This window comes from Methylobacterium guangdongense (genome assembly GCF_038442355.1).
GTDB lineage: Bacteria > Pseudomonadota > Alphaproteobacteria > Rhizobiales > Beijerinckiaceae > Methylobacterium > Methylobacterium guangdongense.
Window position 1 is genome coordinate 1 of record NZ_JBBXMX010000042.1, and the last position, 13,067, is coordinate 13,067.

Here is a 13,067-nt window from a genome sequence, read left to right on the forward strand (position 1 = left end):
ACAGCGGCTCAATCACCGCCCACTCCGCATCCGTCAGGTCATACCGCGCCATCCAGGTCCCTCCTGCTCAGAGGCCTAACGCCGCCGCACCTCAGCCGTGCCAGCTGTTATGGGTTCGCGACCTAGCGCGTTCGTCACGCCGCGGTTCACGGCCTCCCTAGAATCCGCCCGCTCCTTCGTCGCCGGCACGCTGCCCGGGTTCTGGGTCTCGTCGGGCCTGTGCGCTCTGACGGGGCACGCGTCGATCGGCGCCGACTACAACGGGCCCGACGGCGAGCGCCTGCACCGCGAATGGCCCACCGACCGGACGCCCTGCGACTGGCGCGAGGACCTGCCCCCCGGGGACGGCCCGCACCGCGAGTGCATGGCGATCTTGGCCTGCGCCGTCCGGGCGCTCGCCCACAAGCTGCAGCTGGAGGCCTCGGCGTGAGCAAGGTCACTACGTCCGGGTCCGCCGGGCCCGCGGGCTGGCCACGCCGCTGCCGCCCAAGCCGAAGGCGCGCTCGCTCGGGCCGCCGGTGATCTGCATCTGGCGGGACGTCCCGATCCGCATGCGGGCCGACGTCGAGAAGTCCGGGACCTGGGACGAGTTCCTCGACGCGATGGCGCAACGGGATGTGGACGACCTCGACAGCTTGGATTTCCGCCGCGCTGGACGCGGCCACCAAGCCATCGCTGCGCTGGTCCCACCATGTGAGCGGACCGCGACGATGAAGGACTTCTTCGGACGCGTGCGTGCGGTCTCCGCCAAGAATTGGGAGCGGGAGGCGGCTGGCATGGAGGCTTGGAGGAAGTCCCGCGAAGCCCGCCTGTCAGCGAAGCCGCAGCTCACCCGCTCCCTCATCGCCCGCATCTTTGGGAGGGCAGCATGACGATCGAGCCCACCGAGTTCGACCTGGTCGCCCTGGCGCGCCGAGGCCTGCAGGCGCTGCTCGACGACGCGGCCGCCGAGGTGGGTCTGGCGCGCCGGCACGAGCTCTGGGACCGCCGGACGGGGCAGCTGACCCCCGAGTCCGAGGAGGCCAAGGCCACGGCGTTCGCCGCCTGGACCGAGGCCGCCCAGCGCCTCAACCGCTTCGGCTTTCTGTACCCGGAGCCCGTCGCGGCATGAGCGACCTCAAGGCCCATGTCGGCCGGATCCTGGACCGCGTCCGGGCCGATGCGGACCTCACCTACGAGGAGCTCGCCTCCCGCTGGGTGCCCGCCGCCCCGGCGCCGGCCGCGTCCCGGGAAGCCGTCTCCCGCTACCTGCCGGGCGAGCCCGTGGAACCGGCGTTCGCCCGCATGCTGGCCGCCTACGCGCGCTGCGAGCGGGGCTGCCTCGATCGGGTCGAGGGCAACCCCGAATGCCGGGATCTCTGCAGGCGGGCCGGGCGGGCCCTCAACGGGAAGGGGGACTGACCATGCGGTTCAGCGAGAAGTGGCGCGAGGACGAGGACGCCTACGAGCAGGTGACCTTCACGTTGGAGGAGCTGCAGGCGGCCGCGTCCGCCACCGGGCTCGACGTCCGGGACTTCCGTGGCATGCACGTGTTCCGGTGCCTATACGATGTCGGGCAAACCCACCTCGACGCTGACCGGGCGGATCCCAAGGCGGTCGCCTACATGGAGCCGCTCGTCATGGCCGCCATGACCCGCCGCGAGGACATCCGGGATCGCCGGTGGGCCTGGACCAACGCCAAGCGCCAGGGCTGGCAGATCCTCGACGCCGCGGGCGCGCCCGTGCCCGAGCCGGAAATCCCAGGAGAGAACTGGTGACCCGCCCCGCGCCCTCGGCCGCCCTACTCGCCAGGCTCGCCCGCCGGTTTCCGAGCTCCCCCGGCCACGCCGCCTGGCGCGCCCGCGTCGTCGGGGATGTCGTCGAGGCTGTAGGCGGGCCCGTCCATAGTGGAGGCCATGATCAGGGCCATCTCGCGGTCGGAGAGGTCCTCGGCCCGCAGGGCGACGCGCTCGCCGAGAGCGATGGGGAACCGCGTCCGGATCTGCGCTTCCGTCAGCCCGATGTCCCGCATGATGCTCTCCAGGGCAGCCTGAACACGGTCCGAGGTGACCGGAAGGAGGGGCTCGCGCGGGGGCTCCAGGAACTCCCGGCACCAGCGCACACGGGGGTCGTTCGGGTCCCGGACCGGGGGCTCCAGGCCGGCGAGGACGCGGATCGACTCGGGGGGATACTCGTCGTCGGGCATGCCCCGGATTCTCGGGCCGCCCCGCCCAGGAAGCAAGCCCGCGTGAATACGGGGTACCCGGCCGTCGGGTCGTTCGGTTGAGGTAGGGAAGCATGATCCGCTGGCACCGCATCAAGCACAGGGTCGCCGCCGACGCGTGGTTCAACCGTCCCGGCACCGGCAAGATCGTCGTTGTCGACTGCGGTAAGGGCCTACCGCCCCAGATCGACAGCCTCGTCGACATCGTCACCGAGGATGACGACGGCGGGAGGCAGGAGACCTGGAGGGTCCGCGGGATCGAGCGCAGCAGGAACTGCACCAAGGTCGGCCTCATCGTCACCAAGGCGACCGAGGAGGAGAAGGCGGAGGCCTACGGGGCGGTATCCCCGGCGTGGAAGGCGGGCTCAACAGGGATCCCGTCGGACCGGGACGTCTGGGCCTACATCCATAACCATGGGACCCGTGACATCGAGCTTCTCCGCGGCCGGGACGACCAAGGCGACTTCATGCCCCCCGGCGAGGACTGGACCGACCTGCACACCGGTTCGGTGGTGTGCTGGCTCGACGCCGAGGAGCAGCCGAGTTTCGGGGTCGCGACCGTGCGTGCCGGCATCGAGGCCCTGCGCGCCGTCGCCGCCCACCACCCTGACGCGCATGGGATCGCCGCGGCCGCGCTGGAATCCCGCACGGTCAAGTTCACCCGGTACTACAGCTGAGGGCGCCATGGACACGTGGAAGGATCGCCAGCGCAAAGCCGGCAGCATGGATCTGACGCTGTTCTGCGTGCATGAGGCCGCTGAGGGTTTGAAACGCGTGCGCCGGGACCTGGAGGTCGCCGTCAGCCAGGCAGAAAGCCCTCGCGAACAGCGCGCCTTGCTGAAGCTCGCCCGCGATGCCGCAAGCGTCGAGGAACGCACCCAGGCCGCCATGTACCGGATGGGCGCCCGGCGCCGGGCCGCCGTAGCGGCGAAGGCAGAGGCCTGACATGCCGAGCTGGAACCGCCGCGAGAAGCCGGACTACCGGCACCTGAAGGACGCCACGCCCGAATCCGCCCTGGTGGACGCGATCCGGTCTCCGACGTACGGGGACGGCCACGACTTTCGCCTGCTCGCCGGGTTCCAGGCCCGCCTGACGGCCATGTGGGGCGCCTTGGACGTGATCCCCATCGACAACCTCGTCGTTATCCACGAGGAGCGCCGGCGCGAGGATCCGGGATTCTTCGGGCACGGCCGCAACTGGCAGGGCGCCTTCCTCCACGACGCCGTCGGCAACCTAGTCGGGTGGGGGCTACGCCTCGGGATCCTTGAGGAGGCCGAGTGGCACGGGACCCGGGGCTTCCGCATGGTCCGCCGAGATCCCCTGTTCGAGCGCATGGGCGACGGAACCTGGCGCCGGCTCGACGCCGAGGGTATCCGCGAGAAGAGCGCCCGGGGCGCCGGCCAGCGCGAGGCGGCCCGGGTCCGGCACGCCGAGCGGATCGCGCACCTCATCGCCTTCCACGTCGGCCGCCTGTGCGAGAAGGGCGCCGCGATCCCGGAGGCATGGTTCACCCGGTTCCCCGACGAGTTCGGTCGCCACAAGGGCCTGGCCGAGCGCGTCGCGGACGCCCGGGGAACGTTCGTCGAGGCCCACCGCGGGATGCACCTCGCCGACCAGAAGGCTTGGCTGAAGGCGGTTACGGACTACAACCAGCGGCACCCGATGAAAGCGCCCCCGCGGGAGCCGGCCGCGCTCCCGGCCGAGGACCTCGACGCGCTCGACGGGCTCTGACCAAATCCCAAGGCAAAGTCCGGGATTGCCTTAAAAACGGACCGCCCTGTCCGAATCGCCGGGCCGGTGGGACACTCGCCCCGAGCCCCGGCAGCTGACCCGGTGATAGCGCCGCGCTGAAAACGCGGAGAGTGTCGTTCGACTCGACATCGGGGGGCCAGCTTCACCGCCCGAACGTATCGCAAGTGAGACGCTAAGCGGCTTACGGTCTAACCTGCGATACATCGGCGCCCAGGCTTTCTGGCCGCGCCGGCAAGGACAGCTTGCTCGATCCTGTGGATGGCGACGCCCGGCGGTTACAAATCCGCCCCTGGGCGGCGGTTACAAACCGGGTCAAACGGCGGTGTAGATGGTCCGACGTTTCGTTGTCTAACAGCGACTTAGCCAGGGTCGCGCATAGGTGGCGGAGACGGAGACCGCCCTAGTTGATTGTCCGAGGTGATGCGGCAGCACCCGGCAACAGCCGAAAACTGTAGTGGTAACAGTTGTATAACCCCCATCGACCATCAGCAAGTTTGTCCAGCACGATCCGTTACAATCCGCTTGCACCCCACATTCGTTGTGGGCCAAAATGTGGGGCAAGCGAGTTAGGCGGACCCAACGATGGGCGGCAAGGGGCGTCACCCCGAGAAGGCGCTGACGACCGTGCAAGTGCGCGCGCTCAAGACCCCTGGACGCTACGCCGACGGCCACGGCCTCTACCTCGTCGTTGATCCCTCAGGCGCGAAACGCTGGCTGCTGCGCATCGTAGTGCAAGGGAAGCGGCGCGACATCGGATTGGGCGGGGCCAGCCTCGTCACCCTCGCCGAAGCCCGCGAGAAAGCCCTCGCCTACCGCAAAACGGCTCGCGACGGCGGTGACCCGCTGGCCGAGCGACGCAGAGCGCAGGCGACGGCCCCGACTTTTGCCGAAGCAGCCGAAACTGTGCACGCCGACCATAAAGCGACGTGGAAGAACGCGAAGCATGCAGCGCAGTGGATCAACACCCTGCGGACCTACGCCAACCCTTATTTCGGCTCAAAGCCGGTCGATCAGATTCAAACCCCTGACGTACTTCGAGCGCTCGCGCCGATCTGGCTGACGAAGGGTGAAACGGCGACCCGCGTGCGCCAGAGGATCGGTACGGTGCTCGATTGGGCGAAGGCGGCCGGGCATCGCAGTGGAGACAATCCGGTCGAAGGGGTGACGCGGGGCTTGCCGAAGCAGGGTGAGCGCGAGGAGCACCATACGGCACTGCCCTTCGCTGAGGTGCCCGCATTCGTCGCTCGCCTGAGGGCGATGTCCGGGCAGGGGGAGATCGGTCGCCTCGCCTTTGAATTTCTGATCCTGACGGCGGCACGCACCAGTGAGGTGCTTGACGCCCGGTGGGGCGAGATCGACGAAGTGCAGGCGTTGTGGACGGTGCCGGCGGCCCGGATGAAAGCTGGCCGCGAACATCGGGTGCCGCTCAGCGCGCGGGCATGTGAGGTGCTAAGCGCGGCTAAGGCCCTGGGGGGTGGCAGCGCGCTCATCTTCCCTGGGCGATCCGGAAGCAAGCCATTGTCGAATATGGTTTTCCTGATGGCTTTGAGACGAATGAGCGTGCCAATCACTGCGCACGGCTTCCGCTCGTCGTTTCGCGATTGGGCAGCTGAGGCTACGAATCTACCGCGAGAGGTTGCCGAGATGGCCCTGGCGCACACCATCGAGAACCGCGTGGAGGCGGCCTATCGGCGCGGCGACCTGCTGGCCAAGCGACGCGAGATGATGGAGCAATGGTCCACGTTCGTCGTCACCAAGCCGAGGGGCGGCAAACCTCAAGATGCGTCAAACTGAGGAGGTCTCGTGCGGGCATCACGCCGTTCTACCCCCCGCATACCTTCGATCCGACATTCTCCCACCGAGCAAGCTGCGCTTCTGGCCCGCTTCCAGGAGGAAAGGAGCAAAGGTCGCTCATCGGCGGAGGCTGCGAAGATCGTGGGAGCATCGCTTCCATCAATCTATCGGTGGCGGCGTTCTCACTATCCGGACGAGGGGTTGCCAGCACCAACTCCCACCCAGCAGCCAAGTATAGATGCTGCAATTGCTCGGCTCTCAGACGAAGGCAATCACGACCGACTTTCCTTCCTTGAAGCTTTATTCAAATTCGCTGCTTGGCTACGTTGGCCTACAAGGCCGGAAGACCATCCTGCTGCCATTACAATATATGTAGTCTCGTATCTATCGAAAAATCATTCGGCCGAAACGTTAGATCAATTGAGCGATACCAATCGAAGCCTAGTTTTGCGAAATATTCGGGTTGATACCCTAGTGCGCATGTTTTCCAGCGAGGCACTCGTTGGTCCAATTTTTGATCTTTGGCCGATACGTGGACAAAAATACAACGAATTGGATTTTTTGGCGCATGTGGCTTGGTTCATGATTGCATATGAACCCCTGTCTAGCCATCCGCGGGACATTGTAAGTCTCAACAAGGCTTACCTAGCAACGCAAGAGGGTGTCTTCGGCTTCAAGTGGCCGATGGTGCAAAGCACCTTCAGAAAATTCTGGCTGGCGCATGGTCCTGCTGCACCCTTCCACTATGTCGAAAGATACCATCCATCGTTCGATTTCACATTAAACCCGCTAGACGTAATCTTTGCAGAAAGTGTGGACGATATTGTCGAGCGGCCGGACATACTACGTCGCCATCTCAGGCGTTGCCGGTCAGCTGTCGAGCTGATTTGCAAAAATCTTGACCGACGCGCCCTGCAGCGTCTCAATTTTCCGAATTTTCCTGACTCTTTGGCGGCCGAACCGATTCATCCGCCTCCACTGCCAGATGTGATAGGCCCGGCAATGCGAATGGCGGTCAGAGGCGATAAACGCATGCTACGCAAGTAGTTATGGTCATCTGACACTTCGAGCGCTCACCGCGCCAGCGGTCGTCCAGCAAAGTCTCCCTCGTTCCGAACGCACTTCGCACAGTCGGAATTGAGGAGCGCAAACGATGACTTCTTCGACATCAACTTCGCACGGCGGGTTGACCGGTGATGGCCTTCCTCTCAGTGGCTTTGTGCGACTGTCCCGGCTTCTCGCGCCGAATGGACCGCTGCCGATCAGCAAGTCGTGCTGGTGGGAGGGCGTGCGGCAGCAGCGTTACCCTCAACCGGTGAAGCTGGGTCCGCGCATCACCGCGTGGCGCTGCGAAGACATCCGCGCTCTGATGCAGGGGGGCGTCCAATGAAATCCCGACGTCCCCTCAAGTCTGCCTGCACCTCCATCATCCCCAAGCGACGCCGCGAGGGTCGGCAGTGGGCTAAAGAACGGGCCAGTTCGAGCTTACCCGACATTGATGAGCTTTATCGGCGGGGTGGAGTCGAAGGCGCAATCGAGTTGCTTCGGCGTCGCATCTCGCTCGATGATCAAAGACAACGCGACGCAATTGATCAGCAAGTGAAGTGGTGCCACCTGCTGGCGCGGCACCTCAGCGAACATCCTACGAGCCATCAGACGAGCTTCAACGGCGATTGGACCAAGTTCTGGCTTCGTACCAAGAAAAATCCGACCGCCGCCCTACGGTTTGTGTGCACCAGGGCATACGTGGACAACAAAAAGGGCAGTTACTACTATCGAGCAACGAAAAAAATGTTCGCGGAAGGGGTGGCCGTACAAGATTTGCCTGCATTGGTCACCGCTGCTGGCGGATACGACAAGTTGGTAAAACAAAATGTTAGTTCGCCCCGTCAAAAAGCACCGGGTGGGAACTCCGTCAGCAGCGATCCGAGCACACCGACTGGTTATCAAAGTGTTCAAAGTGCATCGCCAGATAAAAATGCGAAGGCGCTGCGTGCAGCTCAAGCAAAGCACGTAACTCAAAAAGAAGCTAAACCAGCCGACCGACAGGTCGTACTTCATGCCGTTCTCGGACCAGAGGGCGCGAGTTTTGAAGAACTGCAGGATGGCTGTCGCGCGCACGTCGATGTTGAGATTTTAGGTTTCAACGGCCGTGAATGGCGTATCCGGATCGTCGCTGCCGCGAGCTACGAACCGTAACTCATAGCATTAGGGTGCCTGCCTCGTGCTTATCGCAGGCACCCTGAAGCAGAGTTTGCTTAAAAAAATCTCGCGTAAACAGATCTCACAGCAAAGCGCATAGCTATGCTGACCAAAAAGCCATGCCCAAACCGTATAACACACTTCAACCACTCGAAAGCACCCAAAGCCATGGAAAACCTTATAACATTAGGCAGCCAAGAAGCCCCATTGCCCCCTGATTTTGTGTATCGACCCCCCCACCCTTGGCCTGGGAAAGCTCAACCCCCTATCATCAAAAACCTACGGACTTTCATTGATGTGCATCAGTGGGCCGACATTAAGATGTGCAACTACATCATTCGGCCTCGACAAAATCATGCTGATGCGGCGACCGATGCGGCAATCAAGACCTTGTTCGCTGCGAGCGCCCGGAAACTCCTTGCGAACAACGCTGCGGCCCGCATCAATTTCGCCAAGATTGCGCTTCGGCAGGTGCTTGCTCACCCGGGAATAGCTACCGGTCCACTCCATCTCGTCACCATCACACCCGCCCGTTGTGCCCACCCTATCAATGACGGTGGACCCGGTACACGGCAAACCAAAGCCACTCGTCGCCAACTGAGTCCGGCTGCAGTGTTCGACGTGACCGCTCTTCAGCAGATCGCACGGCAAGGAATGGGGGAGATTCCATTTCTTGGTATGGTTGAAGCCGCACTGTTTTTGAAATGGGGACCAGATGGTTGGAGCTTCACCGATTGGATCAGCTGGCACTGCCACCTGCTTACTTGGGGGAAAACAGAGGGGGAACTGAGCGCACAACTTGAGCCGCTCCGTCGTCGCCATCATAGCATGCGTGCGCGCGTGTCGCCGGTGCATATCAAGCCGGTTCCCCAAGCCGACGTCACACGCCAGTTGCTCTACATTTTGAAGGCGCCTCAGAAATTTTCGCGTGTTGGTCGTTTTTCGAAGGTCGGGCCTACTGGTCGAACAAAAATGGTCGGAGCACCGGGATTGCGCATCAAAAAGGATGATCTACGAACTGGACAGCGCATTCGGATGCTTGACGTCATTGGCGAGCGGCGCCTCGATCAACTCCTCTTCGGCAATAACGCTGGCACAGCTTTGGCTCGCTCTATCAGACTGGAAGCGCGGCGTTTTGCAAGTTCGAGGCGAGGTCGCTTCGCCTGTGTGACAGACAACGAGGCGGAGTAATTTTTCGGGGGCCGCGAAAATTGCGGCTCTCATTCGAGGATGGAACCCGGCGCGGTGCTGGTCGAGCAATTTCAAAATGCTTCCAGCAGTACCCAGCCAGCGCGGCTGTGAGGAAGAGGATATGCGGATCGGGACGTGGAACGTCGAGTATGCGGCTGGGCTTGAGAAGAACGCCCAGCGACGCGCGATACTGGTGCAGCAGGCTTGCGACGTGTGGGTGTTGACTGAAACTCACGACGAACTGGAATTGACGGCGACCCACACAGCCGTTCACAGCATGCAACGGCCGACCGGGCGACTCGGCGGGCGTTGGGCATCCATTTGGACCTCCTACCGTGTCCTACAGCGGATCGAAGTGGTTGACCCTCGACGCACCGTTGCTGCCCTCGTGGAGGCCCCCTCGGGCTTGCTGATCATCTACGGCACCGTCATGCCCTGGGCGAGCGACCGCGGCGACGCGGGACCGGGCACGCCAGTGCGCAACTGGTCCGAGCTTCACCGTGTTGTCGTGCAGCAGGGCGAGGAATGGGCAACGTTACGCCGCCGTTATCCCAAGACAAATCTCTGCGTCGTCGGCGACCTGAACATGAACCTCGGCGGGCAGCACTATTACGGCACGGCGCAGAGCCGCAGGCTGTTACGTGAGGCGATGGCTCAATGCGGACTGTTCTGCGCAACACAAACAGAACGTCTGCCCATCGGCGCTTTGGCGCATCCGCCCATCGATCACGTGCTGCTGCCCGTAGCCTGGGAACCGCGCGTGCAAGTTGTTGCGGCTTGGGAGGGGAAGTCAGGCTTGGCCCCGCGCCTCAGCGATCATAGCGGGCTGGTAGTTGCTGTAGGCTAGGTACCTCTAACCGGGGCGCACGCTCATCTGCTCATCGCTCGTTGAATCAAGCGCTCCGCATTGGCGAAAAGCACCATTTCAGCCCGATCCGGACTATCGTGCTCAAGCCGGCCGCTGACCTCGCGTAGCAGTGCCATGTAGTCCGGGTACGCTCGTTCCTTTCGGACGCGGCGTGCCCCGCCGTGCTTCGCGCGCACCCACCCTTGGAATGCGCGGACAGCGCTGTTCCGGCTCAATAGATCAGGGAACAGGATTGGATCAGCTCCGTCGGCGATCTGCAGCGCATTGAGGGCGGCCGACACGCGCGCATCGAAGATCGCGTACCGTGTCGGGTCACGCATCGCGAGGATCTTGGACCAAGTGGCGACCCCCGCCAGCGGTGCGCGTTCCAGCTCGTCCTCCGGCAGGAGCACGTAGCCTTGCAGGGTCACGTCCTTGTTGGCGTAGATGCCGCCCCAACGGCCGACATACCATCGTGCTAATGATGCCCGGTCCGATCCCGACAGGTGCCACGCCTCGGAGAGCGAACGCTTCAACCGCATGTTCGCATCAGCCAGCGAGAGGCCCGAGGTGTTGAATGGGGCGACGGGCGCACCGTCAGGGATCTTCCATTTGTAGGTTTCAGCGAGGCGCAGATCCTCCTGCGCGACGTAGGGCGTCAGCAGGTCGGCGAGGCTTGCGAGGGTCGCTACGTCGAGCGCGATACCGGATGGACGTTTCACGGGTGAAATTCTCCGAGCACGACATTGGTAGGAGTGACCTACGACTCGGTACTGTCAAGTTTGGTTGTTTGCCAACCCGTGTGGTGTGTAGCCCGCTTCCGGAGCCACAAAAGCATAAGCACCGGCTAGATCGATGCGTATCGACTAGCGTCCCTGCAACCCAACATTGACATTAGGAATAAATATCTATAATGTATGTTCGGTCGCACCTCGGCGCGACGACCTGGGTGCACACAGTGATACGGCCTGAACCGCAGCTAAGCTCGCCCGTCGACCGAACACCGCGACCGCGGCCAAGGCCGCTTTGGCCCCTGCATCCACCCTCACCCCAGGCGGCCTCCGGGCCGCCTTCGTCGTTCTTGGAGCCTGCCGATGAACCTCGACACCAGCACCGTCATGCCTGCCATCGTGCCGCCCATCGCGATCAAGCCGGACGCTCTCGCGCCGCGCACAGCTACAACCCAACCGGCTGAGACTGCCCCTACCAGCTCCATGACGCCCGGCCTGATCCTATTCGGCCGGGATGAGCGAGGTCGCCCGCACGCTTCGTGCTTCGCCGCCACAGATGCCGAAGCTCCGGCGCGTGCCGCGACGCTGATGGGTCTGCACACCCTCGTGGTCACCGAGGTATGCCAGACTCTCGCTGCCGAGCTGCCGCAGGGCCGCCTGTTCGAAAGCGGGAAGGCCTTCGTGCCCTTCTGCTCAGCCCGGCTGTTCGCCGACTTGCTCGCTGCGGCGGGGTTGCCCGACGCGCCACTCGTTAAGGCCGCAAACAAGGCCGCTGAGGCCCCTCCCGCCTCAAACGGCGGCTCGGGCAGCGGCGGGGCCGCCGGAGGTGCTGGCGGGGCTGCTATGCCGCCCGGTGACGTCGCGCCCATCGACCCCTGGGCCGGCGTTACGCTCGGCAGCGTCGTGCTGGCGAAGGGCGACGACGAGGACGGGTACTACGCCGCCAAGGTCATCGCCACAAAGGTCGACCAGAATTTTGTGCTTACCTGGGTGGACTATCCCGACCTGATGGAGTTCACCCGCCACCGCCACGACCTTGGATTGCTCCGCCCCGGCCCAGCGCCGCAGGCCAAGTGAGCCGCCATGGCCGCTCAGACACTGAGCAACTACCCCGTCGCGGCTTCGGCCGCGGCGACCAGCACGGCGCGCGTCGCCGCGCTCAACAACACTCGGCGCCGAAGCTTGCCGGCGCTGATGTTAGGCACATTCGCTACGTTGACGATGCTCGGCGGTTGCACGTGCGACATCCGGTGCAGCGACAAGGTGGTGATCGATGCGCTCCACAGGTCGCTCGACCAACTCTACGCCGAGTTTCGGCAGGTCGCCGACGTCGAGTGGGAAATTCGCGACCTAATCGCGGTCGAACAAACGCCGCGAAGGTCGGTCTGCAAGGCAGTGGCGCGCATCAGCGTCACCTTCGCCGGCTCCAAGCAGCAGGAAGACACCGCCATCATCTTCTATGCCGAAGCGACGGAGAAGGGCGACGTGGTCGTAACCGTCCCGACGCCGAATCGCCCAAAACAATAAGGCGGACGCGCGTAGCTGCCTGCTTGCCACGTTGATGAGGGTACTGCGTTGGTGCGAGGCGGCGTATGAACCCCGAAGACCAACTCGTCCTGTTCGTCGCCTGCGTCTGGCTAATCGTGCTGGCGGGATTCGCCCTGCCGTCGGTTATCGCTTTCAGGCAACGCGATCCGAACCGCTGGCTGATCCTGGCGATCAACGCGAGCGTCGTCGGTTGGCTCCTGACACTTGCTTTGGCGGTGTACCCGCTGTTTCGCGCAGACAGGCCCAGAGGCTCAGATAGTGGTGATGCAGGTTGAATCCGCCGGCCGCCCGTCGTCTCCGCTGCTGATAGCTTCGCAAAAGCGCACTGAGCCTACGTGACCGGTTGGGTAATTCTCCGGTGCCTCTTGAGCGATTAAACACCCTGGGCTCTCGCACGTGAGCCCACGTCTGAACGTAGCTGAGTTCGCATAGCTGAAGGCGTTGATTTTTTGCGACGGCTGTGAGCGACGACGCTGGGCCGAGAGCGTAAGACCGCTAAGGGTGGTTTTCAGCTGGTCCGCTTCGGGTTGGCAAACGCATGGAAGCGGAGATCGATCTCGCTCCTACTGACACCCTGACCCAGCAAATTGGTCCACGCTGAGCGCAAGTATTCGGGCATCCTGAACTCCTGTATAGACCGTGGACCCCCAACGGGGCAATTCCAACATAGCCTAGGTCGCGAACCCATAACAGCTGGCACGGCTGAGGTGCGGCGGCGTTAGGCCTCTGAGCAGGAGGGACCTGGATGGCGCGGTATGACCTGACGGATGCGGAGTGGGCGGTGATTGAGCCGCTGTT

The 13,067-nt window shown here is 63.6% G+C and carries 18 protein-coding genes and 1 tRNA gene; 17 read left to right on the forward strand and 2 right to left on the reverse strand.

Annotated features, from left to right (window positions below; genetic code table 11):
* Positions 1-109: 109 nt before the first annotated feature.
* The 5 genes from AAHG09_RS30965 (at position 110) to AAHG09_RS30985 (ending at position 1,757) form a co-directional block, all read left to right on the forward strand.
* Positions 110-430: a hypothetical protein gene (locus AAHG09_RS30965; RefSeq protein WP_342112056.1), complete on the forward strand. Its 321-nt coding sequence runs from the start codon at positions 110-112 to the stop codon at positions 428-430.
* A 121-nt stretch (positions 431-551) separates the two neighbouring features.
* Entirely contained in the window at positions 552-872 is a 321-nt protein-coding gene (locus AAHG09_RS30970; protein WP_342112058.1) for a hypothetical protein, read from the forward strand.
* Positions 869-1,111 (forward strand): hypothetical protein, encoded by a 243-nt coding sequence (locus AAHG09_RS30975; RefSeq protein WP_342112061.1) that lies wholly within the window; start codon positions 869-871, stop codon positions 1,109-1,111. The genes AAHG09_RS30970 and AAHG09_RS30975 overlap by 4 nt, the downstream gene beginning before the upstream one ends.
* Positions 1,108-1,401, forward strand: a complete 294-nt coding sequence (locus tag AAHG09_RS30980; protein ID WP_342112063.1) for a hypothetical protein — start codon at positions 1,108-1,110, stop codon at positions 1,399-1,401. The genes AAHG09_RS30975 and AAHG09_RS30980 overlap by 4 nt, the downstream gene beginning before the upstream one ends.
* A 2-nt stretch (positions 1,402-1,403) precedes the next feature.
* Positions 1,404-1,757, forward strand: a complete 354-nt coding sequence (locus AAHG09_RS30985; protein ID WP_342112066.1) for a hypothetical protein — start codon at positions 1,404-1,406, stop codon at positions 1,755-1,757.
* Between the two features lie 23 nt (positions 1,758-1,780).
* Here the strand turns inward: AAHG09_RS30985 and AAHG09_RS30990 are convergent, their stop codons facing one another.
* Positions 1,781-2,185: a hypothetical protein gene (locus AAHG09_RS30990; RefSeq protein WP_342112068.1), complete on the reverse strand. Its 405-nt coding sequence runs from the start codon at positions 2,183-2,185 to the stop codon at positions 1,781-1,783.
* A 92-nt stretch (positions 2,186-2,277) separates the two neighbouring features.
* Between AAHG09_RS30990 and AAHG09_RS30995 the strand changes: the two genes are divergently transcribed.
* The 9 genes from AAHG09_RS30995 (at position 2,278) to AAHG09_RS31040 (ending at position 9,990) form a co-directional block, all read left to right on the forward strand.
* The gene (locus AAHG09_RS30995) at positions 2,278-2,880 is read left to right on the forward strand and encodes a hypothetical protein (protein WP_342112070.1); all 603 of its coding nucleotides are present in this window, start codon (positions 2,278-2,280) and stop codon (positions 2,878-2,880) included.
* Positions 2,881-2,887: 7 nt separating this feature from the next.
* Positions 2,888-3,148: a hypothetical protein gene (locus AAHG09_RS31000; RefSeq protein WP_342112074.1), complete on the forward strand. Its 261-nt coding sequence runs from the start codon at positions 2,888-2,890 to the stop codon at positions 3,146-3,148.
* A gap of 1 nt (position 3,149) precedes the next feature.
* Positions 3,150-3,935, forward strand: coding sequence for a hypothetical protein (locus AAHG09_RS31005; RefSeq protein WP_342112077.1), 786 nt, complete (start codon positions 3,150-3,152; stop codon positions 3,933-3,935).
* 84 nt (positions 3,936-4,019) lie between these two features.
* Positions 4,020-4,095, forward strand: a tRNA-Phe gene (locus AAHG09_RS31010).
* A gap of 443 nt (positions 4,096-4,538) precedes the next feature.
* Positions 4,539-5,750, forward strand: a complete 1,212-nt coding sequence (locus AAHG09_RS31015; protein WP_342112079.1) for a tyrosine-type recombinase/integrase — start codon at positions 4,539-4,541, stop codon at positions 5,748-5,750.
* A gap of 9 nt (positions 5,751-5,759) precedes the next feature.
* On the forward strand, positions 5,760-6,797 hold the full coding sequence (locus AAHG09_RS31020) for a hypothetical protein (protein ID WP_342112081.1): 1,038 nt from the start codon (positions 5,760-5,762) through the stop codon (positions 6,795-6,797).
* Between the two features lie 339 nt (positions 6,798-7,136).
* The gene (locus AAHG09_RS31030; protein WP_342112086.1) at positions 7,137-7,949 is read left to right on the forward strand and encodes a hypothetical protein; all 813 of its coding nucleotides are present in this window, start codon (positions 7,137-7,139) and stop codon (positions 7,947-7,949) included.
* Between the two features lie 324 nt (positions 7,950-8,273).
* Positions 8,274-9,143 carry a hypothetical protein gene (locus AAHG09_RS31035; protein WP_342112088.1) on the forward strand — a complete coding sequence of 290 codons (870 nt, stop codon included), beginning with the start codon at positions 8,274-8,276 and terminating at the stop codon, positions 9,141-9,143.
* Positions 9,144-9,264: 121 nt separating this feature from the next.
* Complete coding sequence (locus AAHG09_RS31040) at positions 9,265-9,990, forward strand: endonuclease/exonuclease/phosphatase family protein (protein ID WP_342112090.1); 726 nt, start codon at positions 9,265-9,267, stop codon at positions 9,988-9,990.
* 23 nt (positions 9,991-10,013) lie between these two features.
* On the opposite strand, the gene AAHG09_RS31045 is transcribed toward AAHG09_RS31040, so the two are convergent.
* Positions 10,014-10,712 (reverse strand): hypothetical protein, encoded by a 699-nt coding sequence (locus tag AAHG09_RS31045; RefSeq protein WP_342112091.1) that lies wholly within the window; start codon positions 10,710-10,712, stop codon positions 10,014-10,016.
* Positions 10,713-11,084: 372 nt separating this feature from the next.
* Here AAHG09_RS31045 and AAHG09_RS31050 point away from each other — a divergent pair, with 372 nt between their 5' ends.
* From AAHG09_RS31050 to AAHG09_RS31060, 3 genes are all read left to right on the forward strand, one after another.
* The gene (locus tag AAHG09_RS31050) at positions 11,085-11,798 is read left to right on the forward strand and encodes a tudor domain-containing protein (protein WP_342112093.1); all 714 of its coding nucleotides are present in this window, start codon (positions 11,085-11,087) and stop codon (positions 11,796-11,798) included.
* Positions 11,799-11,804: 6 nt separating this feature from the next.
* Positions 11,805-12,248, forward strand: coding sequence for a hypothetical protein (locus AAHG09_RS31055; RefSeq protein WP_342112095.1), 444 nt, complete (start codon positions 11,805-11,807; stop codon positions 12,246-12,248).
* Between the two features lie 65 nt (positions 12,249-12,313).
* On the forward strand, positions 12,314-12,544 hold the full coding sequence (locus tag AAHG09_RS31060) for a hypothetical protein (protein ID WP_342112097.1): 231 nt from the start codon (positions 12,314-12,316) through the stop codon (positions 12,542-12,544).
* The last annotated feature ends 523 nt before the right edge of the window (positions 12,545-13,067 follow it).